Origin of the sequence: Rhodanobacter sp. IGA1.0 (assembly GCF_040208325.1) — a bacterium.
GTDB classification, from domain to species: domain Bacteria; phylum Pseudomonadota; class Gammaproteobacteria; order Xanthomonadales; family Rhodanobacteraceae; genus Rhodanobacter; species Rhodanobacter spathiphylli.
Map to the genome: position 1 here is coordinate 914,288 of NZ_CP157948.1, position 21,446 is coordinate 935,733.

General features: G+C 67.4%; 21 protein-coding genes. 12 read left to right on the plus strand and 9 right to left on the minus strand.

Annotated features, from left to right (window positions below; translation table 11 throughout):
- The first annotated feature begins 103 nt into the window (after positions 1 to 103).
- From ABNK63_RS03970 to ABNK63_RS03995, 6 genes are all read left to right on the plus strand, one after another.
- A complete protein-coding gene (locus tag ABNK63_RS03970; RefSeq protein WP_350017187.1) occupies positions 104 to 1,255 on the plus strand; it encodes a TolC family protein in 1,152 nt (383 codons plus the stop codon).
- Complete coding sequence (locus tag ABNK63_RS03975) at positions 1,252 to 2,349, plus strand: efflux RND transporter periplasmic adaptor subunit (RefSeq protein ID WP_350016760.1); 1,098 nt, start codon at positions 1,252 to 1,254, stop codon at positions 2,347 to 2,349. Before ABNK63_RS03970 ends, ABNK63_RS03975 begins: the two co-directional genes overlap by 4 nt.
- On the plus strand, positions 2,349 to 5,453 hold the full coding sequence (locus ABNK63_RS03980; protein ID WP_350016761.1) for a CusA/CzcA family heavy metal efflux RND transporter: 3,105 nt from the start codon (positions 2,349 to 2,351) through the stop codon (positions 5,451 to 5,453). Before ABNK63_RS03975 ends, ABNK63_RS03980 begins: the two co-directional genes overlap by 1 nt.
- 100 nt (positions 5,454 to 5,553) lie before the next feature.
- Positions 5,554 to 6,504 (plus strand): SPFH domain-containing protein, encoded by a 951-nt coding sequence (locus tag ABNK63_RS03985; RefSeq protein WP_007810059.1) that lies wholly within the window; start codon positions 5,554 to 5,556, stop codon positions 6,502 to 6,504.
- Between the two features lie 10 nt (positions 6,505 to 6,514).
- Positions 6,515 to 6,961, plus strand: coding sequence for an NfeD family protein (locus ABNK63_RS03990; protein ID WP_350016762.1), 447 nt, complete (start codon positions 6,515 to 6,517; stop codon positions 6,959 to 6,961).
- Positions 6,958 to 8,241, plus strand: a complete 1,284-nt coding sequence (locus tag ABNK63_RS03995; RefSeq protein ID WP_007810055.1) for a threonine/serine exporter family protein — start codon at positions 6,958 to 6,960, stop codon at positions 8,239 to 8,241. The genes ABNK63_RS03990 and ABNK63_RS03995 overlap by 4 nt, the downstream gene beginning before the upstream one ends.
- A 281-nt stretch (positions 8,242 to 8,522) precedes the next feature.
- Here the strand turns inward: ABNK63_RS03995 and ABNK63_RS04000 are convergent, their stop codons facing one another.
- The 3 genes from ABNK63_RS04000 to ABNK63_RS04010 form a co-directional block, all read right to left on the minus strand.
- The gene (locus tag ABNK63_RS04000; protein ID WP_007810053.1) at positions 8,523 to 8,846 is read right to left on the minus strand and encodes an H-NS histone family protein; all 324 of its coding nucleotides are present in this window, start codon (positions 8,844 to 8,846) and stop codon (positions 8,523 to 8,525) included.
- 270 nt (positions 8,847 to 9,116) lie between these two features.
- Positions 9,117 to 10,814 (minus strand): proline--tRNA ligase, encoded by a 1,698-nt coding sequence (locus ABNK63_RS04005; RefSeq protein ID WP_350016763.1) that lies wholly within the window; start codon positions 10,812 to 10,814, stop codon positions 9,117 to 9,119.
- A gap of 112 nt (positions 10,815 to 10,926) precedes the next feature.
- Positions 10,927 to 11,349, minus strand: a complete 423-nt coding sequence (locus ABNK63_RS04010; RefSeq protein WP_350016764.1) for a DUF4124 domain-containing protein — start codon at positions 11,347 to 11,349, stop codon at positions 10,927 to 10,929.
- A gap of 111 nt (positions 11,350 to 11,460) precedes the next feature.
- Here ABNK63_RS04010 and ABNK63_RS04015 point away from each other — a divergent pair, with 111 nt between their 5' ends.
- Genes ABNK63_RS04015 through rimI form a run of 3 tightly spaced genes read left to right on the plus strand, consistent with a single transcriptional unit; the run spans position 11,461 to position 13,213 of the window.
- Positions 11,461 to 12,240, plus strand: coding sequence for a phosphatidylcholine/phosphatidylserine synthase (locus tag ABNK63_RS04015; protein ID WP_007810047.1), 780 nt, complete (start codon positions 11,461 to 11,463; stop codon positions 12,238 to 12,240).
- Positions 12,237 to 12,728 (plus strand): hypothetical protein, encoded by a 492-nt coding sequence (locus ABNK63_RS04020; protein WP_007810046.1) that lies wholly within the window; start codon positions 12,237 to 12,239, stop codon positions 12,726 to 12,728. Before ABNK63_RS04015 ends, ABNK63_RS04020 begins: the two co-directional genes overlap by 4 nt.
- Positions 12,729 to 12,730: 2 nt before the next feature.
- A complete protein-coding gene (rimI, locus tag ABNK63_RS04025) occupies positions 12,731 to 13,213 on the plus strand; it encodes a ribosomal protein S18-alanine N-acetyltransferase (RefSeq protein WP_350016765.1) in 483 nt (160 codons plus the stop codon).
- A 96-nt stretch (positions 13,214 to 13,309) separates the two neighbouring features.
- Here rimI and ABNK63_RS04030 read toward each other — a convergent pair whose 3' ends face one another.
- The 6 genes from ABNK63_RS04030 to ABNK63_RS04055 form a co-directional block, all read right to left on the minus strand.
- A complete protein-coding gene (locus ABNK63_RS04030) occupies positions 13,310 to 16,165 on the minus strand; it encodes a valine--tRNA ligase (protein ID WP_350016766.1) in 2,856 nt (951 codons plus the stop codon).
- A 105-nt stretch (positions 16,166 to 16,270) separates the two neighbouring features.
- Positions 16,271 to 16,621: a DUF3147 family protein gene (locus tag ABNK63_RS04035; RefSeq protein ID WP_007810040.1), complete on the minus strand. Its 351-nt coding sequence runs from the start codon at positions 16,619 to 16,621 to the stop codon at positions 16,271 to 16,273.
- Positions 16,622 to 16,644: 23 nt separating this feature from the next.
- Positions 16,645 to 17,712: a uroporphyrinogen decarboxylase gene (gene hemE / locus ABNK63_RS04040; RefSeq protein ID WP_007810037.1), complete on the minus strand. Its 1,068-nt coding sequence runs from the start codon at positions 17,710 to 17,712 to the stop codon at positions 16,645 to 16,647.
- Between the two features lies 1 nt (position 17,713).
- The gene (locus tag ABNK63_RS04045; RefSeq protein WP_007810035.1) at positions 17,714 to 17,974 is read right to left on the minus strand and encodes a WGR domain-containing protein; all 261 of its coding nucleotides are present in this window, start codon (positions 17,972 to 17,974) and stop codon (positions 17,714 to 17,716) included.
- 123 nt (positions 17,975 to 18,097) lie between these two features.
- Positions 18,098 to 19,186 (minus strand): 3-dehydroquinate synthase, encoded by a 1,089-nt coding sequence (gene aroB / locus ABNK63_RS04050; RefSeq protein WP_007810033.1) that lies wholly within the window; start codon positions 19,184 to 19,186, stop codon positions 18,098 to 18,100.
- The gene (locus tag ABNK63_RS04055) at positions 19,183 to 19,737 is read right to left on the minus strand and encodes a shikimate kinase (protein WP_007810031.1); all 555 of its coding nucleotides are present in this window, start codon (positions 19,735 to 19,737) and stop codon (positions 19,183 to 19,185) included. Before ABNK63_RS04055 ends, aroB begins: the two co-directional genes overlap by 4 nt.
- A 134-nt stretch (positions 19,738 to 19,871) precedes the next feature.
- On the opposite strand from ABNK63_RS04055, the gene ABNK63_RS04060 reads away from it, so the two are divergent.
- From ABNK63_RS04060 to ABNK63_RS04070, 3 genes are all read left to right on the plus strand, one after another.
- Positions 19,872 to 20,705, plus strand: a complete 834-nt coding sequence (locus tag ABNK63_RS04060; RefSeq protein ID WP_007810029.1) for an SDR family oxidoreductase — start codon at positions 19,872 to 19,874, stop codon at positions 20,703 to 20,705.
- A gap of 17 nt (positions 20,706 to 20,722) precedes the next feature.
- Positions 20,723 to 21,067 (plus strand): YbjQ family protein, encoded by a 345-nt coding sequence (locus ABNK63_RS04065; protein ID WP_007810027.1) that lies wholly within the window; start codon positions 20,723 to 20,725, stop codon positions 21,065 to 21,067.
- Positions 21,068 to 21,178: 111 nt separating this feature from the next.
- On the plus strand, positions 21,179 to 21,382 hold the full coding sequence (locus tag ABNK63_RS04070) for a dodecin family protein (RefSeq protein ID WP_007810026.1): 204 nt from the start codon (positions 21,179 to 21,181) through the stop codon (positions 21,380 to 21,382).
- Positions 21,383 to 21,446 lie beyond the last annotated feature (64 nt).

A 21,446-nucleotide genomic window follows, 5' to 3' on the forward strand; every position in this document is an offset into this window, starting at 1 on the left:
CGCATGCATGCTGTTTGCCACCGCACTGGGCGCCGTGCCGGGGCCGATGCCCACACCCGCATCACCATCTGCAGGCAGGGCTCCCCCATCCCTGCAAGCCGCGGTGCAACGGCTCTGGGATACCAACCCGGAAATACGGGCCGCCAGGGCGCAACGGGATGCGGCGAGCGCACGCGCCGATGCCGCGGCGCAGCCGCTGTACAACCCCGAGCTGGTGCTGGATGCCGAACACGCCGACGTCAACCGGCGCACCGCCGGGCTCAGCCTGACGCTGGACCTGTCCGGCAAGCGACGCGCCCGGGCCGGCCAGGGCAGTGCCGAGCTGCGCGTCAGCGAAGCCCGTTACACCCTGGTCCGCCGCGACATGGCGGCTCGCTGGCTGAAGGCCTGGTCGGTCGCCGCGCTGGCCGAACGCCGGAGCGTCCTGGGCCAGCGTCGGCTGGCGCTGATGCGGCGTTTCGACGAACTCGCGGCGCAGCGATTGAAGGTGGGCGACATCAGCAGTCCGGAGCGTGACCTGGCCGGTCTGGCGCTGGGCGAGGCACAGCTGCAACAAGCCGTGCTGGTGGCGGACGAAGCCGCGGCGCGCGCCGGGCTGCAGGCGATCGGCGCCGGTCGGGTCGCCAGCCTGCCGCCGTTGCCGGACGGCTTGCCGCCGGCGTTGGCGGAGGCTCCCCCGGCCCGGGCCAGCGAGGAACTGCCGGAGCTGGTGCAGGCACGCGCGGAACAGGACAGCGCCGAGGCTGGCCTGCGCATGGCCCGACGCGCCCGCATCCCCGACCCCACCATCAGCCTGACCGGCGGCCAGGTGCGCAATGGCCCGGTCAGTGATCGGGTGGTCGGCCTCGGCATATCGATCCCGTTGCCGGTACTCAACACGGGGCGCGCCGAGGTGGCGGCCGCCCAGGCGCAAGCCGAGGCTGTGGCAGCCAATGCGCGTTCGCGTCGGCTGGGCCTGGAGGCCGCACGGGTCGAGGCACGCACGCGCCATGAAGCGATGCGCAGCGCAGCCGTGGCCTTCCGCGCCGGCCGCGCCGCTGCCTTCGAGGACCGCACGGCACTGCTGGAAAAACTCTGGCGTGCCGGCGAAATCGGGACCTCCGACTACCTCATGCAGCTCAAGCAAAGCCTGGACACCGCGCTGTCCGGCCTCGAGCTGGAAAGCCGGGCCTGGCAGGCCTGGTTCGACTACCTCACCGCCGCGGGCCGGCTGACCGATTGGGTCGATGGCCGCAGCCAGGAGATTTCTCCATGAAGACGTTTCCCCTGGGCCGAGCCCTGCTCGGCTTCGCCTTGCTTGTCGTACTGCATGCGCCCGCGTTGGCACGGGAGCCGACAGCGGCCGATCCGCTGGCGTTGAGTGCGGCGGCGATCAGGGAGGCCGGTATCGTGATCGACAAGGCCGTCCCCCGCACGTTGAGCGACGAACTCAAGGCGCCCGGTGAAGTGAAGGCCGACGCCTATTCCACCGTGTTGGTGGCGCCTCGGGTGGAGTCACAGGTGCTGACCCGCAAGGCGAGGCTCGGTGACGTGGTGAAAGCCGGCCAGCCGCTGGTGGAACTCTCCAGCGTGGCCGTGGCCGAGACGCAGGGCGCGCTGATCGTCGCCGAGCAGGATTGGCAGCGAATTGCCGCGCTGGGTCCGCAAGCGGTCTCGGCGCGGCGCTACAACGAGGCCAGGGTGGCCCGCGACCAGGCTCGTGCCAAGCTGCGCGCCTACGGCTTGTCCGACCGGCAGATCGGCGCGCTGTTGCGCGCCGGCTCGATCAGGGCCGACGGCAGCTACGACCTGCTCGCGCCCACTGCCGGGCGCGTCAGCACCGACCAGTTCCTGGTCGGCGAGCGGGTGGCGGCGGGGCGCACCCTGTTCACGCTGGTGCAGGAGGATTCGGTGTGGGTGGAGGCGCAGCTCCCGCCCGCGGAGGCGGAGAGAGTTCGGCCGGACGATGCGGTGCGCGTGCTCGCGCACGACACGGCCCTGGCTGGTCGCGTGCTGCAGCGCTCGCACCAGACCGACGAGCGGACCCGCACGGTGCCGGTGCGCATCGAACTGAAAAACCGCGGGGATCTGCTGCACCCGGGCGAGCTGGTCGATGCCCGCATCGCCGTGGGCGCCGGCGCGCAGGCGCTGGCGGTGCCATCCGACGCGATCGTGTTGCTGCAGAACCAGCCCACCGTGTTCGTCGCCAGGAGCCGCGACCACTTCGAGGCTGTACCGGTCGTCACCGGCGATACCCGCAATGGCTGGACGGTGGTGAGCGCAGGGCTCGAGCCCGGCACGCCGTACGTGCGCAAGGGCGCTTTCGCGCTCAAGGCGCGTCTGCTGCGTTCGCAACTGGGGGAAGAGTGATGCTGGAACGACTGGTCGAACTCTCCCTGCGTTACAAGGTGCTGGTGCTGATCGCCTTCGCGGTGATCGGCTTCCTCGGCGTACAGGCCGTGCGCCAGCTGCCGATCGACGCGTTCCCCGACGTCACGCCGGTGCAGGTGAACGTGTACACCGAGGCTTCGGGCCTCGCCGCCGAGGACGTCGAGCAACTGCTGACCACGCCGGTGGAATCGGCGCTGGCCGGCTTGCCCAAGGTGCAGGAAATCCGCTCGGTGAGCCTGTTCGGGCTGTCCTACGTGTCGGTGTATTTCGACGACAGCATGGACATCTACTTCGCCCGGCAGCTGGTCAATGAGCGCCTGCAGCAGGTGGGTGACCGCCTGCCGGCCGGTTATGGCAAGCCCGAGATGGGGCCGAACACCTCGGGCCTGGGCCAGGTGTTCTGGTACACCGTCGAGCGCGCCGATGAAAAGCTCAGGCGGGCGCCCAGCGACATGGACCTGCGCACCCTGCAGGACTGGACCATCCGCCTCATCCTGCGCACCGCGCCGGGCGTGGACGATGTCACTTCCTGGGGCGGGCAGGAGACCCAGTACCAGGTGCGCATCGATCCGATGAAGCTGATCGCGCACCAGCTGGGCTTCAAGGACGTGATCGCGGCGCTGCAGGCGAACAATGCCCAGGTCGGTGGCAACTTCGTCGACGTGGGTCGCGAGCAGTACCTGGTGCGCGGCCTGGGGCTGGTGCGGGACGCGAAGGACATCGGCGACATCGTGCTCAAGACCGAAGACGGCACCCCGGTCTACGTGCGCGACGTGGCGAGCATCGCCGAAGCCGGCGCGCCGCGCACGGGCGCGGTCACCCGCGACGGCAGGGAAGTGGTGATGGGCCAGGCGCTGGCGCGCATCGGCGAGAACGCCAAGACCGTGGTGGATGCGGTGAAGGCCAGGTTGGAAACGGTCAAGCGGGCCTTGCCGCCAGGCACGGTGGTCAAGCCGGTTTACGAGCGCACCGAGTTGGTCAACGCAGCCGTCCAGACGGCCGTGCGCGCACTGGTGGAAGGTTCGATCCTGGTCGCCCTCGTGTTGTTCCTGTTCCTCGGCGAGCTGCGCAGCGCCCTGGTGGTGGTGGTCGCCTTGCCGCTGGCCATGCTGATCGCCTTTGTCTGCATGGACCAGGCGGGCCTGTCGGCCAACCTGATGTCGCTGGCCGGCCTGGCGATCGGCATCGGCATGATGGTGGACGGTGCGGTGGTGATGGTGGAGAACGCCTACCGCATCATGGCCGAGCGCAAGGCGCAGGGCTTGCCGGTGGATCGCACCGCGGCGGTGCTGGCGGCCGCGCGCGAGGTGGCCAATCCCATCGCCTTCGCCATCGGCATCATCATCGTGGTGTTCCTGCCGCTGTTCAGCCTGCAGGGGCTGGAAGGCAAGATGTTCAAGCCGATGGCCCTCAACATCAGCTTCGCGATGGCCGGCTCGCTGATCCTCGCCCTGACGCTGATCCCGGTGCTGGCCACGCTGGTGCTCAAGCCCGGCGAAGACAGGGACACGCGGCTGGTCGCCTTCATCAAGCGGCATTACGCGACGCTGCTGGCGTGGTCGCTTGCGCGGCGCAGGCGCGTGCTGGTCATCGCCATGGCGGTGCTGGCCGGCAGCCTCGCGCTGTTCCCGTTCCTCGGCAGGGAATTCATGCCCAACCTGAAGGAAGGCGCCGTCATGTGGCGCATCACCTCGATCCCGTCGGCCTCGCTGGACGAATCCATCGATATCTCCAGGCAGGTCGCGGCACTGGTCAAACAGAAGTTTCCCGAAGTGGAAACCACGCTGGCGATGATCGGTCGGGCCGAAAAGGGCGAGACCGCCGACGTGAACTACATGGAGGTGTACACCCCGCTGAAGCCAAGCTCGCAATGGCGCAAGGGGCAGACGCTGGAGACCATCGAGGTGGCGATGCGGCAGGAACTGTCGGCCGCGCTGCCCACCGCGGTGGTGAGCTACACCCAGCCGATCCAGATGCGCATCGAAGAGCTGATTTCCGGCGTGCGCGCCACGCTGGCCCTGAAGATCTACGGCGAGGATCTGGGCGAGCTGGATCGCTTGAGCGGCAGGATCAAGGACGTGCTGGCTGGCGTGCCCGGCGTGGCCGACCTGGCGCTGGAAGCCAATATCGGCAAGCCGCAGATCCGCATCCAGGTGGATCGCGCGGCGCTGGCGCGCTACGGCCTGAACGCCGACGACGTCCTGGCCGTGGTGAAGAACGGGATCGGCGGCGAGCCGGTCACGACGTTGCTCGACGGCGTGAAGCGCTTCGATATCGCGGTGCGGCTGGACCGGGCCGACAGGGACTCGCTGCCCGCGATCAGGCGCATCCCGATCCGCACGGCCAGCGGCGCGCTGGTGCAGTTGTCGCAGGTGGCCGAGGTCAGCGAGGCCGAAGGCTATTCGTTCATCCGCCGCGAGCAGCTGCAGCGCTACGCGGTGATCCAGATGGACGTGCAGGGCCGCGACATCGACGGCTTCGTCAGGGACGCCGGTGCCGCCATCGCCGGGAAGGTCAAGTTGCCGACCGGTTACTACACGGAGTGGGGTGGCGCGTTCGAGAACCAGCAGCGGGCGTTGAAGCGCCTGTCACTGATCGTGCCGGCCACGATCTTCTTCATCTTCGTGTTGCTCCATACCGCGTTCAATTCGGTGAAGTACGCCGTGCTGATCCTGGCCAACGTGCCGTTCGCCACCATCGGCGGCCTGGTGGGGCTGGCGCTCACCGGGCAGTACCTGTCGGTGCCATCGGCGATCGGTTTCATCGCGGTGTTCGGCGTGGCGATGCTCAACGGCATCGTGCTGGTGAGCTTCCTGAACGAGCAGCGCGAGCGGGGCCTGCCCGTGCGCGAAGCGGTGCTGCGCGGTACCGCCCTGCGGCTGCGTCCGGTGCTGATGACGGCAAGCGTGGCCATTCTCGGTCTGGTGCCGATGCTGCTCTCCGGCGGTGTCGGTGCGGAGACGCAGCGTCCGCTGGCGACGGTGGTGGTGGGCGGCCTGATCACCTCGACCCTGCTGACCCTGGTGCTGCTGCCGGTGCTGTACGACTGGATGGAGGGGCCGGCCGATGAAAGGAAGCGCTGATCGCGCCGCAGCTGCGGCGTGGCTGGTGCGAACCGGTTGATGCTTGCGGAGTGGTCCGCTCGCCTATACTCAGGCCTTCTTCGGGGACAAGGGGTGGGCAATGGGAATCGGACAGCTGCTTGCGCTGGTCATCGTGGCGGTCGTCATCATCGGCGTGGCCAAGCTGGTGCGCATCGTGCCGCAGGGCTTCGAGTGGACGGTGGAAACGTTCGGCAAATACACCCGCACGCTGAGTCCCGGGCTGCACTTCCTGATTCCGATCTACCAGGCGGTCGGGCGCAAGATCAACATGATGGAACAGGTGCTGGACGTGCCCAGCCAGGACGTCATCACCAAGGACAACGCGGTGGTGCGCGTCGACGGCGTGGTGTTCTACCAGGTGCTGGACGCGTCCAAGGCCGCGTATGAAGTGGCCAACCTGGAGGGCGCCGCGCTGGCGCTGATCATGACCAACATCCGCACCGTGCTGGGCTCGATGGATCTGGATGAGTCGCTGAGCCAGCGCGATGCGATCAACGCCAAGCTGCTGGGCGTGGTCGACGAGGCGACCCATCCGTGGGGCGTCAAGGTCAACCGCATCGAGATCAAGGACATCTCGCCGCCGCGCGACCTGGTCGACGCGATGGCGCGGCAGATGAAGGCCGAGCGCGAGAAACGCGCCAACATCCTCGACGCCGAGGGTTTCCGCCAGGCGGCGATCCTCAAGGCCGAGGGCGAGAAGCAGTCAGTGATCCTGGCCGCCGAGGGCGAGAAGGAGGCGGCTTTCCGTGCCGCCGAGGCGCGCGAGCGTTCCGCCGAGGCCGAGGCGAAGGCCACCTCGATGGTGTCCGAGTCGATCGCCAACGGCAACGTCAATGCGCTGAATTATTTCGTCGCCAACAACTACGTCGAGGCACTGAAGGAAATGGCCAAGTCGCCGAACCAGAAGATGCTGCTGCTGCCGATCGAGGCCACCGGCATCCTGGGCTCGCTGGCCGGCATCGCCGAGCTGGCGAAGGAGTCGCTGGGCCAGCAGCAGAAGCCCACCGTCGTCCAGCCGCCGCTGCGCTGAGGGCAAGACCATGTGGGAACTGTCGACGCATTACCTGTGGTGGATCCTCGCGCTGCTGCTGATCGGGGGCGAGCTGCTGTTGCCGGGCTACTTCCTGCTGTGGATCGGCCTGGCCGCCGCTGCGATGGGCGTGGTGCTGTGGGCCGACCCGATGCTGGGAGTGCTGGCCCAGGCGATCGTGTTCGGGCTGCTGGCGTTCGCCTTCTGCGTCGGTTATGCGCGCTGGCTGCGACCGCGGCTGGAGCGTCGCGTGTCCGGCGGCGAGCGTCTCAACCGGCGCGCGGAGCAACTGATCGGCCAGCGTTACCCGCTGATCGAGCCGATCGTCAACGGCCGCGGCAAGGCTCGGGTCGGTGACGGCCAGTGGCTGGTCAGCGGCCCCGACCTGCCCGCGGGCACGGTGGTGGAAGTGGTGGCGGTCGACGGCACCACCTTGCAGGTACGCGCGACGGCATGAGCGCGGGCGACGTCATCAGCCAGCAGCAGTTCGCCACCACGGCCATCACCACGCGCATCGCGTTCGCGCTGGAACTGGCGCGGCGCCTGCACCAGTACGGCACCACCGCGCCGCGGCTGGAGATGGCGGTGGCCGGGGTGGCCCAGCGCCTGGGGCTGTCGGCCGACGTCTGGTCCAGTCCCACCGCCATCATCATTTCCTTCTCCGACCTGGCCCAGGGCGGCGAGGAAGGCGTGGCCCAGACCACCCAGGTGATGCGGCTGGCGCCGGGCGAGGTGAACCTGGAACGGCTGTGCCAGGCCGACGACATCGCCGATCGGGCGATCGCCGGCGAGCTGGACCTGCGCGAGGGATTTCGCCTGATGCGCGAGCTGGGCCGGCCGGACACGCGGCGCGAGAAGATCGGCTCGATCGTCAGTTACGGCCTGTCGGCGGCCAGCATCGCGGCGCTGTTCCTGCACAGTTCCTGGGTCGATCTGGTGGTGGCGGCGGTGATCGGCGTGATCATCGGATGCATCACCCTGCTGGCCGGCAGTAGGCCGCAACTGGCGGTGGCCAGCGACGCCATCTGCGCCCTGGTGGCGACCACGGTGGCGATCGTGGTGAGCGCCTTCGTGGTGCCGCTGGCGATCAAGTCGGTGGTGCTGGCCAGCCTGATCATCCTGGTGCCGGGCATGTCGCTGACCACCGCGGTGCGCGAGATCTCCAGCCAGCACCTGGTCTCCGGCATGGCGCGCATGGGGGGCGCGATGTCGACCCTGCTCAAGCTCACCTTCGGCACCATCGCGGCGACCCAGTTGTGCGCCGCGTTCGGCATCAAGGCGCGCGACTTCGCCTTGCCGGCGCTGCCGACGTGGACCGATTACCCGGCCCTGCTGGTGGCGGCGATCGCCTTCGCGATCCTGTTCCGGGCGGCCAAACGCGACTGGCCGGTGGTGATCGTGGCGGTGGTGGTCGGCTACCTGGCCACGCGCTGGGGCGGCCAGATCTCAAGCTCGCTGTCCGGCGCGCCGGTGGGTGTGTTCCTGGGCGGCCTGCTGCTGGGCGCGATGGCCAACGTCTACGCCCGTTACGCGCAGCGGCCGGGCGCGGTCATCCGCGAGCCCGGCATCCTGCTGCTGGTACCCGGCAGCGTGGGCTTCCGCAGCGTGTCGTTCCTGATGGAGCGCGATACCACGCTGAGCCTCGACACCGGCCTGCTGCTGATCACCCTGCTGGTATCGCTGGTGGCGGGACTGATGTTCGGCGACCTGCTGATCTCGCCAAGACGCTCCCTATAAATCAAAAGTCGATCGAAGTCGCAAACATCGAAATGCCTGCGACCCACCCCGAAGACAAACCCGCACGGCACGATCGCCTCCTCCCCTGCGAGCAGGGGAGGATTGAGGTGGGGTAGCTCTTGCTGGCTCAAGCAAGATCAAGAACGCCCCCTCCTGACCTCCCCCGCGTTGCAGGGGGAGGGACCGCGGATATGCCCCGCGTGGTGAATCGACACCGCATTGTTCAGCACAAAAAAACGCCGGCCCAAGGCCGGCGTTTCGATTACCGCTGAAACCGGCGATCAGATCGCCAGATCCTTTTCCTTCTTGCCGGCCTTCAGCGCGTCGTTGAACCAGTGCGGACGCTTGCCACGGCCGGACCAGGTCTGCGCCGGATTGGCCGGGTTGCGATACTTCGGGGCGACCGTGCCGGTGCTGCGCTTGGCCTTGCCGCGCGGGCTGCCGAAAATGTCTTCGAAGGAATAACCCTCGGCCTTGATCATCGCGTGCACTTTCTCGCGCAGCTTGACCACCTTTTCCTTGCGCAGCTCGTTCTGGCGGACCTGCGCCTTGGAAATGAGGTCATTCAGCTGGTTGTGATTGAGGTTCTTGATATCGACGGCCATGAGTGACTCCCGGTTGAGCTTGTGAATAATGATCTGGTTATGTGCCGAACGCATTATGGGGAATGCGTCGGCGTGACTTGAAATTGTTGCAATTCTTATTCTCGCTTATTCGCCGAATCCTTGTAAAGCGCGCGGCTTTGTGAAACGTCCTTCACATTAACCGGTTAATCGTGCCGCACTCGAATAAGCGATTTGCGACCCGTTTCACCGTTGCGCACAAGGAAACGGCCGCGCAAGGCGGCCGTTCCGGTCGGTGTACCCGTGCCGTGGTCAGGCGAGCAGGGCAAACAGTTCGTCTTCGCCCAGCGAACGGCTTTCGCTGTCCTCGCGACCGCGATATTCCAGCGTGCCGGCAGCCAGCCCGCGCTCGCTGACGACCACCCGATGCGGAATGCCGATCAGCTCCATGTCGGCAAACATGCTGCCGGCGCGCACGCCGCGATCGTCGAGCACGGCCTCGATGCCGCGTTCGCCCAGCGCCTGATACAGCGCTTCGGCGGCCGCGCTGACGGCGGGCGAATGCTTCGGGTTGATCACGCAGACGGCGACGCGCCACGGCGCCATCGCCTCAGGCCAGACGATGCCGGCGTCGTCGTGACGCTGCTCGATCGCCGCGGCGACGATGCGGCTGACGCCGATGCCGTAGCAGCCCATGGTCATCACCTGCAGCTTGCCGGTTTCATCGACCACGCTGGCGTCCAGCGCCTCGGCGTACTTCGTGCCCAGCTGGAACACGTGGCCGACCTCGATGCCGCGGGCGATGTGCAGCACGCCATGACCGTCGGGCGACAGGTCGCCCTCGACCACGTTGCGCAGGTCGGCGATGCGGGTAATGCGGGCATCGCGTTCCCAGTTGGCGCCGCTGTAATGCGTGCGATCGGCATTGCCGCCGCAGACGAAGTCGGCCAGCACGGCGGCGTCGCGATCGACGATGACGGGGATGGATTCGGGCAGGCCGACCGGGCCGATGAAGCCGGGGCGCGTACCGGTGGCGGCGAGGATTTCCTCCTCGCTGGCCAGCACGGACTCATCGGGCAGCTCGGCCAGCTTGCCGGCCTTGACCTCGTTGATCTCGTGATCGCCGCGCAGGCACAGCGCGACCAGGCCGTCGCGACCGCGCACCAGCAAGGTCTTCACGCATTGCCGCGGGCTGACCTTGAGGAAGGCGGAGACGTCGTCGATGGTCTTCTGGGTCGGCGTGTCCACGCGCTGCAGCGTGGCCGCGGGAGCAGGGCGCGCGGCGGCGGGCGCCAGCGCCTCGGCCTTCTCCAGGTTGGCCGCGTAATCGGAGCCGTCGGAAAACGCGATGGCATCCTCGCCCGAATCGGCCAGCACCTGGAATTCATGGCTGGCGTTGCCGCCGATCGCGCCGGTATCGGCCTGCACCGCGCGGAAGGTCAGGCCGAGGCGGGTGAACACGCGCGAATACGCCTGGTACATCGCCGCGTAGGTTTCGGCCAGCGACTCCTGGGTGAGGTGGAAGGAGTAGGCGTCCTTCATCAGGAATTCGCGCGCGCGCATCACGCCGAAACGGGGGCGGATCTCGTCGCGGAACTTGGTCTGGATCTGGTAGAAGTTCACCGGCAGCTGCTTGTAGCTTTTCAGCTCGTTGCGGGCGTAATCGGTGATCACTTCCTCGGCGGTGGGCGCGTAGCAGAATTCCTGCTCCTTGCGATCCCGGATCTTCAGCAACTGCGGACCGAACTTCGCCCAGCGGCCGGTTTCCTCCCACAGCTCGCGGGGCTGGATGGTCGGCATCAGCAATTCGAGCGCCCCGGCGCGATCCATTTCCTCGCGCACGATGCGCTCGACCTTGCGCAGCACGCGCAGACCCAGCGGGCTCCAGGTGTACAGGCCGGAGGCGAGCTTGCGGATCATGCCGGCGCGCAGCATCAGCTGGTGGCTGGCGATTTCGGCGTCGGCAGGGACTTCCTTGACGGTGGCCAGATGGAATTGGCTGAGGCGCATGACGGGTGGTTCCGGCGTGGTGGAAACGCCTAGTGTAGCGGCCGGCCGCCAGTCACGCCCGAGGCGTCATGCCGGCCCGGCCGCCGATTCGCGGCGCCGGGCCGACCACGGCTCAGCGGGCCTGCTGGCAGAACTGGTCGTACTGCGCCTGGGCCGAGGCGACCTGCTGCTTGCGCTGGGCATCATCCAGCGCCACCGACTTGCCGTTCTGCTGCATCACCACCGGGCCGCCGCCCTGCAGTGCGCTGATGTTGGATTTCAGCGTGGTGCACAGGCTGGCCCGGTTTTCCGGGGTATCGGCCACCGGCTGGGCGGGCTGCGCCGGGGCTTCGCGCGCACCGGCCGTTTCGCTGGTCGGTGGCGGAGCCAGCGGCTGCGCGGTGCCGGTGGTGGTCACCTTTTCGAACCTGGTGCCCTGCGCCGGCGGTGCTTCGGAGTAATGCACGGTGCCGCTGGCATCGGTCCATTTGTAGACCTGAGCGGTGGCCAGTGGTGCCAACAGCAACAGCGCCACGGCAATCAGCGAACGACGCATGGTGTTCTCCATTTCCAGGGAATAATCAGGTTTACCTTGTTAACACTCCACCGGTCCGGACTCAAGCACCCGATGGTTTACACTGCGCGCATCCTGTCACGGTCCTGATTCATGAGCGAGCTTTCGCCCGTCCGGCCACCCCGCCACCGGGGTATTTACCTGCTGCCGAACCTGTTCACCACCGGGGCGATGTTCGCGGGTTTCTACGCGATCATCGCCAGCATCGGCGGCCGTTACACCGAGGCCGCCGTCGCCGTGTTCGTCGCCGCGCTGCTGGATGGCCTGGACGGCCGCGTCGCGCGGATGACCGGCACCCAGACCGAGTTCGGCGTGCAGTACGACTCGCTGTCGGACCTGGTCAGCTTCGGACTGGCGCCTTCGCTGGTGATGTATACGTGGTCGCTGTCGGCGCTGCGCGAGTTTGGCCCGCTGTGGGGCAAGCTGGGCTGGGCCGCGGCGTTCGTGTATGCCGCCTGCGCCGCGCTGCGGCTGGCCCGCTTCAACACCCAGGTGGGCGTGGCCGACAAGCGCTATTTCCAGGGGCTGGCCAGCCCGGCCGCGGCGGCGGTGTGCATGTCCTTCGTGTGGAGCGTGGACAAGTTCGGCCTGGCCGGCAGCGATTTCTGTTTCGTCACGCCGGTGATCGCGGTCGTGGTCGGCCTGCTGATGGTCAGCCGGTTCCGCTATTTCAGCTTCAAGTCGCTGCCGATGGGCAAGCACCAGCTGGTGCCGTTCGCCTGGATGGTGGTTGCCGTGCTGCTGATTGCCCTGCTGATCCTGGACACGGCGCGCGTGCTGTTCGCCGGCTTCACGATCTACCTGTTGTCGGGCCCGGTGTGGACGATCTGGGGGCTGGCCACGCATCGACGTGCAAGGCGCAACGCGGCATGAGTGGCCTGGCGCAACAGCCGGTCGACGCCAGCCATCGCGACCGCGTGCTGCGGGCGCTGGGCGTGACACCGTGGGTGCGCAAGGCGATGCCTGCGGCTGCCGTGCCGATGCCCGAAGCGGCGCAGGCGGGTTCCCCGGTCGGCCCGGTGGCGTGCGTGGTGATCCTGCCTCAGGGCTGCGACACGCGTGAGCTGGACCTGATCGGGCGCGCGCTGAATACCTGCGGCGCCGTGCTGGGGCGCGCCGCGCGCCTGGTCGTCAGCGACGGGCAACTCGCCGCGGACGTACCCGAGGCGCAGGCCTATCTGGTGTTCGGCGAGGCGCAGGCGCATGCGCTGGGACGGGCGCTGCCCGCCGCGGTGATGAATCGCGCGCAGATCGTGCTGGCGGACGAACCGGCCCTGGTGCTGGGTCGTGCCGACGCGAAGCGCCGGCTGTGGAATGCGCTGCGCAGCGTGCGCCGCGCGCTGGCCATGGCGGAGCACTGATCGTGGTGGCGGTGATCAAGCCGGCGATCCAGGTGCGTGGCATGCGCCTGGACGACCTGGACACGGTCAGTGCGCTGGAACAGGCCTCCTACGAATTCCCCTGGTCGCCGGGCATCTTCGGCGACTGCGTCAAGGCCGGTCACCCGTGCTGGGTGCTGTGCGTGGACGGGGGGATCGCCGGCTACGGCATCCTGTCGATGGGCGCCGGCGAGGCGCACGTGCTGAACCTCTGCATCGGACCGGACTGGCGCGGCCGCGGACTGGGCCGGCACCTGCTGGGTCGGCTGCTGGACATCGCTCGCTGGAATGGTGCCGAGCGGGTCTTCCTGGAAGTGCGGCCGTCCAATCCGCTGGCGAAGGCGCTGTACGAGTCGGTGGGCTTCAGCGAGATCGGCCGGCGCCCGCGCTATTACCCGGCCCGCGACGGGCGCGAGGATGCGATCGTGATGGCGCTCAATATCGTCAAGGACGATATTGAGAAATAGACGAGGGCACGTCCGCCAGATGCGTGAAGTCGCGTAGGGCGGGCACCAAGCCTGCTTCTCCGATCCGTCAGCGCGGACGCCGCTCTCCCTGGCGACTCATTTCTGCAGCTTCCCCGCCTGCTCGCGCAACGCCCCCAGCGTGGTGTTCCAGTCGGCGATGCGCTGACGCTCCTGCGCCACCACCTCGGCCGGCGCGTTGGCGACGAAGCTGGCATTGCCGAGCTTGCCTTCGCACTTCCTGATCTCGACTTCGATGCGGGCGATCTCCTTGGTCAGGCGGGCCTTTTCCGCGGCCACGTCGATCAGCCCGGCCAGCGGGATCATCACCCGCAGTGTGCCGACCACCGCCGCGGCCGCCGCCGGTTCGTCGGCGCCGGCCTCGATCCACTGCGGCGCTTCGGTGCGGGCCAGGAAGCTGATCTGCGCGGCGAACTTGGCCACCCGCGCGCGATCGCCGTCATCACCGTCGGCGAACAGCAAGGGAATCGTCTTGCCGGGCGAGATGTTCATTTCCGAGCGGATCTGACGCACCTTGCTTACGGTAGCTTTGAGCCAGCTGACTTCTCTGTCTGCCTCAATGCTGTCCAAACGAAGCTCGGCAATTGGATATGGCTGATCAAAGATCGACAGTGTTTCAAAACCGAGCCTTGGCGCGACTTGCTGCCAGATCTCTTCCGTAATGAAGGGAATGATCGGATGGAGAAGCCTGAGTGTGTGCTCCAAGACCTGCAGGGCCGTCTGTGAGACGAAGTCCTTGTTGCCTTCTTTGTCACCAGAAAAGTAGGGTTTACATAGTTCGATGTACCAATCGCAATACTCGTTCCACACAAATTCGTACAAGGTCTGCGCTGCAAGATCGAAGCGATAGGACCGAAAATGTTCTTCGACCTCTCTGATGGTGGCCTGCAACCGACTCAGAATCCAACGGTTGATCAAGAGTCCGCCATCCGAGAAATTCGAGCGCGCGTTGTTCCACTTCCGTTGGTCCGGTTCAACTTGATCAACATTCATCAATACGAAGCGTGAGGCATTCCACAACTTGTTGCAGAACGCCTTGTAGCCTTCGGCGCGCTTGAGGTCGAAGTTGATCGTGCGGCTGTAGCTGGCCAGCGCGGCGAAGGTGAAGCGCAGCGCGTCGGTGCCGATCGCGGGGATGCCGTCGGGGTAATCCTTGCGGATGCGCTTCTCGACCTTGGCGCGCACCTGCGGGATCAGCAGCGACCTGGTGGACTTCTCCACCAGCGGTTCCAGCGCGATGCCGTCGATCAGGTCCAGCGGGTCCAGCGTGTTGCCCTTGGATTTGGACATCTTCTGGCCTTCCGCATCACGCACGATCGCGTTGATGTAGACCTCGCGGAACGGAATCTGCCCGGTGAAATACTTGGTCGCCATCACCATGCGGGCGACCCAGAAGAAGATGATGTCGAAGCCGGTGACCAGCACCGCGCTGGGCAGGAAGATCTTGTCCTGCTCCCAGTTGGCGACGACTTCGCCGCGTTCGTTCTGCACCGGTCCATTGGCCGGCCAGCCGAGCGTGGAGAACGGCCACAGCGCGGAGGAGAACCAGGTGTCGAGCACGTCGTCGTCCTGGCGCAGCGCGCCGACCGGCGCGGTGGCGGCGCTGGCGCGCGCGTCGGCCTCGTCCTCGCCCACGAAGATGTTGCCGGCCTCGTCGTACCAGGCCGGGATGCGGTGGCCCCACCACAGCTGGCGGCTGATGCACCAGTCCTGGATGTTGTCCAGCCACTGCGTATAAGTGGTCGCCCAATTCTCCGGCACGAACCGGATCTCGCCCGAGCGCACGGCATCCAGCGCCGGTTCGGTGATCGCCTTGCGGCCACCGGGACGTCCATCCGCCTGGACATCCGAGGTGAGGTCGACGAACCACTGGTCGGTCAGCATCGGCTCGATCACCGCATCCGAACGCTGGCTCACCGGCACCTGCAGCTTGTGCGGCTTGGTCTCGACCAGCAGGCCGGACGCTTCGAGGTCGGCCAGCACGGCCTTGCGCGCGTCGTAGCGATCGAGCCCGCGGTACTTCTCCGGGGCGTTGTCGTTGACCTTGGCATCCAGCGTGAAGATGGTGATCGGCGCCAGCTTGTGGCGCTGGCCGATCGCGTAGTCGTTGAAGTCGTGCGCCGGGGTGATCTTCACGCAGCCGGTGCCGAACTCGCGGTCGACGTAGTCGTCGGCGATCACCGGGATCTGCCGGCCGGTCAACGGCAGGTGCAGCAGCTGGCCGATCAGGTGCGCGTAGCGTTCGTCCTCCGGATGCACCGCCACGGCCACGTCGCCCAGCATGGTTTCCGGACGCGTGGTGGCGACCACGAGGGAGGCGGCGCCGTCGGTGGTCATGTAGCGGATCGACCACATGTGGCCATCGCGCTCGACGTTGTTCACTTCGAGGTCCGACACCGCCGTGCCCAGCACCGGGTCCCAGTTCACCAGCCGGTTGCCGCGGTAGATCAAACCCGCGCGATACCAGTCGATGAACACCTTGCGCACCGCGGCAGAAAGGCCTTCGTCCATGGTGAAGCGTTCGCGCGACCAGTCGGCGGCGGCGCCGATGCGGCGCATCTGGTTGGTGATGGTGGAGCCGGATTCCTCCTTCCACTTCCATACCCGCTCGACGAATGCATCGCGGCCCAGGTCATGGCGGGTCTTCTGCTCGACCGCCAGCTGGTTTTCCACGATCTTCTGGGTGGCGATGCCGGCGTGGTCGGTGCCGACCTGCCACAGCGTGTTCATCCCGCGCATGCGCTGGTAGCGCACCAGCATGTCCATCACCGTCTGCTGGAACGCATGGCCCATGTGCAGCGTGCCGGTGACGTTCGGCGGCGGCAGCAGGATGCAGTACGGCTCGCCCTGGCCTGACGGCTTGAACGCGCCGCTGGCTTCCCAGCGGGCATACCAGGTGGACTCGATCTGGGCGGGTTCGAAGCTCTTTTCCATGGGGGCTCGCGATGGCGCGCCGCGGGGGCGCGCGGTATGAATGGACTACGGACGGGCCATTGTACGGGCGCGAGCCGGATGGCCCAAGCGCGTTCGGGCGTCCCGTTACAGCAGTTCGATCCCGAACCGCCGCACCAGCAGCGCGAACAGCCAGAAGCACGCCAGCGTGATCACCACGCAGGCCAGCAGGGTCGGCCAGAAGCCGATCCGCGGCAGCAGGACGGGGAAGGCCAGGAACATCGGCAGGGTCGGCACCACGTACCAGAACGTGTACCAGGCGTGGTTGGCGATCTTTACCTGCGGCTGGCGCTCCACCTGCAGCCAGATCAGCGCCAGCACGGTGACCAGCGGCAGCGCGGCGATCAGGCCGCCGAGGCGGTCGCTGCGCTTGGCGACTTCGGAGACGAGCACGACGACGGCTGCGGTGATCAGGTATTTCGTGACGAGCCAGAGCATCCGTCCACCCCCTGGAACATGATTCAGCTTTCGCGCAGCGTGCGCCCGTACGCGTGCACTTCGTCCACCAGCACCTTCACGTGCTCCGGATTCACCTCCGGCGTGATGCCGTGGCCGAGGTTGAACACGTGGCCGGGGTGGTTGCCGTAGGTGTCCAGCACGGCGCGGGCCTCGCGGCGGATCACCTCGGGACTGGCGCGCAGGATCGCCGGATCGAGGTTGCCCTGCAGGGCGACCTTGCCGGCCACGGCGCGGCGGGCGTCGGCCAGATCCATCGTCCAGTCGACGCCGAGCGCGGCGCAGCCGCTGTCGGCCATTTCGGCCAGATGCATGCCGGCGCCCTTGGAGAACAGGATCACCGGCAGCTCGCGCGCGGCAGGGTCGGCTTTCAGCGCAGTCACGATGCGCGTCATGTAGCGCAGCGAGAATTCGCGGAACGGCGCGGGGCCGAGCAGGCCGCCCCAGGTGTCGAAGATCATCAGCGCCTGGGCGCCGGCCTCGGCCTGGGCGATCAGGTAGGCGGCGACGGAGCGGGCCAATGTGTCGAGCAGCTGGTGCGCGAGCTGCGGTTCGTTCCAGCACATCGCCTTCAGCGTGGCGAAATCGCGCGAGCCGTGGCCCTCGACCATGTAGCAGGCCAGCGTCCACGGACTGCCGGAGAAACCGATCAGCGGCACGCGGCCGTGCAGCTCCCGACGGATCAGCCGAAGCGCATCCATTACGTAGCGCAGTTCGCCGTCCATGTCGGGCACGGCGAGTCTGGCGATGTCGGCGGCGGTGCGCAGCGGCCGCGCGAACTGCGGGCCTTCGCCCTGGGCGAACGACAGGCCCAGACCCATCGCATCGGGGATGGTGAGGATGTCGGAGAACAGGATCGCCGCGTCGAGGTCGAAGCGTTCCAGCGGCTGCAGGGTGACTTCGCAGGCGTATTCGGGGTTCTGCGCCAGGCCCATGAAGCTGCCGGCGCGCTCGCGGGTGGCGCGGTATTCGGGCAGGTAGCGACCCGCCTGGCGCATCACCCAGATCGGCGTGGTGTCGGTGGCTTCCCGGCGCAGTGCGCGCAGGAAGCGGTCGTTCTTCAACTCGGTCATTTCAACGTCCGTAAGGGCCTTCGAGGCCCTGGGCAAACATCAGGCGGAAACCGCGCTTGAGCTGGGCATCGCGCGCTTTCTCGAAGGCGCTCACGGCCTCGTCGCGCTCCAGGAACTGCTCGCGTTTCATGGTCGCGCGGCCGCCCTGGGTGCCGGACTCGCGATACAGCGTCCAGCCGCCGAGCAGGTCCTGCTCCAGCGTGATCTGGACGTAGCGGGGTGCTTCGGCAGCGCCGGGCACGGTTTGCAGGTAGAGGCGCATGGATTCCAGGGATCGAGCACGAACGGGCGCGTAGCCGGACGGCACAGTTTATAGGATTTGCGCCCGCGGACCCGCCGGATGGCCGGGGCATGTCGTCACACGCGGGGGCGGACGGCGTCTGCCCTAAGCGGCTTCGGTCAGGATCGCCATGACGTCGGCTTCGTCCACGCCGCCGACGATCTCGGCCCGGCCGATGCCGCGCCACAGGATCAGGCGCAGGCTGCCGGCGCTGTTCTTCTTGTCCAGCCGCATCAGCGCCAGCAGCTGTTGCGGGTCCATGCCGGGCGGAATCGTCACCGGCAGCCCGAGGGTTTCCAGCAGGCGCAGCATGCGGCGGGTGTCGTGCGCGTCGCTCATGTCCAGCCGTTCGGACAGGCGGGCGGCCAGCAGCATGCCGACCGCCACGCCTTCGCCATGCAGCAAGGTGGTGTAGTGGCCGGCGGTTTCCAGCGCATGGCCGAAGGTATGGCCGAGGTTGAGCAGGGCGCGTTCGCCCTGCTCGGTTTCGTCGCGGGCGACCACGCCGGCCTTGTAGGCGACCTTGCGCGCGATCGCCTCCTGCACGGTGGCGGGATCGCGGGCGGCCAGCGCGTCGGCGTGCTGCTCCAGCCAGGCGAAGAACGGCTCGTCGCCGATCGCCGCGCCCTTGATCACCTCGGCCAGGCCGGCGCGGTATTCGCGGTCGGGCAGGGTGGCCAGGGTGTCGATGTCGGCGATCACGGCGCGGGGCTGGTGGAACGCGCCGGCCAGGTTCTTGCCCACCGGCAGGTTCACGCCGGTCTTGCCGCCGACCGAGGAATCGACCATGGCCAGCAAGGTGGTCGGCATCTGGATGAAGTCGATGCCGCGCATCCAGCAGGCGGCGCTGAAACCGGCCAGGTCGCCGACCACGCCGCCGCCCAGCGCGATCACGCAGGCGTCGCGGGTGGCGCCGAGCTGGCCCAGCGCTTCCAGCGCGCGGCCGACGTTGGCAAAGGTCTTGTGCGCCTCGCCGTCGTCGAGCAGGAAGGACGACCAGTGCATGCCGTCCAGCCCCGCTTCGATCCGCGGCAGGTACAGCGGCGCCACCGTGGTGTTGCTGATCACCAGCGCGTGCCGGCCGCGCAGCGTCGCGCGCCAGCGCGCGTGGTCGTCGAGCAGGCCGCTGCCGATCCACACCGGATAGCTGCGCTGGCCCAGCGCGACGTGGAGCTGCTGGATTGCCGGGTTCATGCGGTCTGCCTGGGAAATGCGGAGGGACGTTGCCAGTGCTGGTCGATCAGCGCGATGCAGCGTTCGCTGGCGCTGGCGACGCTGCCATGTTCGCCGGGAACGGCCAGGTCGGCCAGTTCGCGGTAGAGCGGTTCGCGTACCCGGGCCATCGCCTGCAGTCGCTCTTGCCGGTCGGGCACGGCCAGCAATGGACGGCGATGGTCGCGTTCGAGCCGTTCGAGTTGCTGCGCGATCGTGGTCTGCAGCCACACCACGTAGCCGCGCTGGCCCAGTTGGCGACGATTGCCTTCGGCCAGCACCGCGCCGGCGCCGGTGGCCAGCAACACGTCATGCCGGCCGCTGATTTCCTCCAGCAGCGTGCTTTCGCGCTGGCGGAATCCCGCTTCGCCCTCGATCTCGAAAACCGTGTTCACGTCGACGCCGCAGTGCCGCTCGATTTCCTGGTCGAGATCGATGAAAGTCAGGCCATAATGCGCGGCAAGTCGTCGCCCGATCGATGTCTTGCCGGCGCCGGTCGGTCCGATGATGAAAAGGTTGTGCGACGGATTCATGACCGAATGCTAGCAGGCCGATCGGCGGGTCCGACTCGCCCGCCGCTTTCAATTTGCGATACTCGGTGCGCAAGCGCGGGCGTGATCCAGTCAGCCCGATCGATTCATCCCGACAGATCCATGGGAGGGTAGTGGTGAGCGAACGTATCCTGCTGGCCGGATGCGGTGACCTGGGCGAACGCGTGGCGCAGCTTCTGCGCGCGCGCGGCGACGACGTCTGGGCGTTGCGGCGGCATCCACCGGCGCGCGGCGCGTCGGGCGTCCACTGGCTGGGCGGTGACCTGACTGATCCCGCCAGCCTCGGCGTGTTGCCTCGCGGCATCACCCGCGTGGTCTACCTGCCGGCGCCGGATGGGCGGGACAGGGCCAGCTATCGGGCGGTCTTCGTGGATGGCCTGCGTCATCTGCTCGAAGCGCTGGATGGCAGTCGCCTGCAGCGATGCCTGTTCGTGTCATCCAGCGCGGTGTACGGCGAGCACGATGGCGACTGGGTGGATGAAGCCACTTCCGTCGGCCCGCTCGGTTTCAATGGTGCGGTGCTGTGCGAGGCCGAGCAGTGGCTGGCGGAACAGCCGGTGCCCGGCGTGGTGCTGCGACTGGCGGGCCTGTACGGGCCCGGGCGCCTGCAACTGGTGGAGAAGCTTCGCGCGGGGCAACTGCGGGTGCCCCGCGAAGTGCCGCACTGGGCCAACCGCATCCACGTCGACGATGCCGCCGCGGCCATCGTCCACCTGCTGCAGCTGGAGGCGCCGCAATCGCTGTACCTGGGCGTCGACGACACGCCGATGCCGCTGGACGAGTTGTACGACTTCCTGGCCGCGCTGATCGATGCGCCACCACCCGAGGAAGGCGCCGCGCCGGTGGGCGTGGGCAGCAAGCGGCTGAGCAATGCCCGCCTGCGTGCCAGTGGCTGGGCGCCGCAGTGGCCGGATTCGCGCGAAGGCTATGCCGCACTGATCGACAGTTGATTCCACGGAGCACCATCATGGCCAGAACCGTTCCGCACCATCAGGTGAGTACCGCCAACGAGATCCCCGGCTTCCGCATCGTCCGTTCGCTGGGCATCGTGCGGGGCATCACCGTGCGTTCGCGCAGCGTGGTGGGCAATCTCGGCGCGGCGCTGCAGACCATCGTCGGCGGCAACATCTCGATCTATACCGAGCTGTGCGAGAAGGCCCGCGGGGAAGCGTTCGAGCTGATGCTGCAACACGCCGCGGCGATGGGCGCCAATGGCGTAATCGCGATGCGCTACGACGCCAATGAAGTCGCCCAGGGCGTGACCGAGGTGCTCGCCTACGGCACGGCCGTGCAGGTCGAGGCGTCAACGTGACGTGATTTTGCACTGCGGCTTGTCCCTTCCGACAACGGCAGTCCAGACTGGCGCTTCGAACAGGGGAAGCGCATCGTGCCGCTCGCACGGACTCCATGGGAGAGTGACGTCATGTCAGTAGCCAAGGTCATCGAAATCAACGCCTCGTCCGCCAAGGGCGTCGAAGACGCCGTTCAGCACGGCCTGAAGAAAGCCGCCGAGTCGGTGAAGAACATCAAGGGCGCCTGGATCAACGAGATCAAGGTGGTCACCGCAGACGACGGCACGGTGACCGAGTGGCGCGTCAACATGAAGATCAACTTCGTGGTGGATTGATCGGTGCGGGAATCAGGGTCGGGGCAGTGCGATGCTTCCCCGATTCCCGATTCCCGATTCCCGA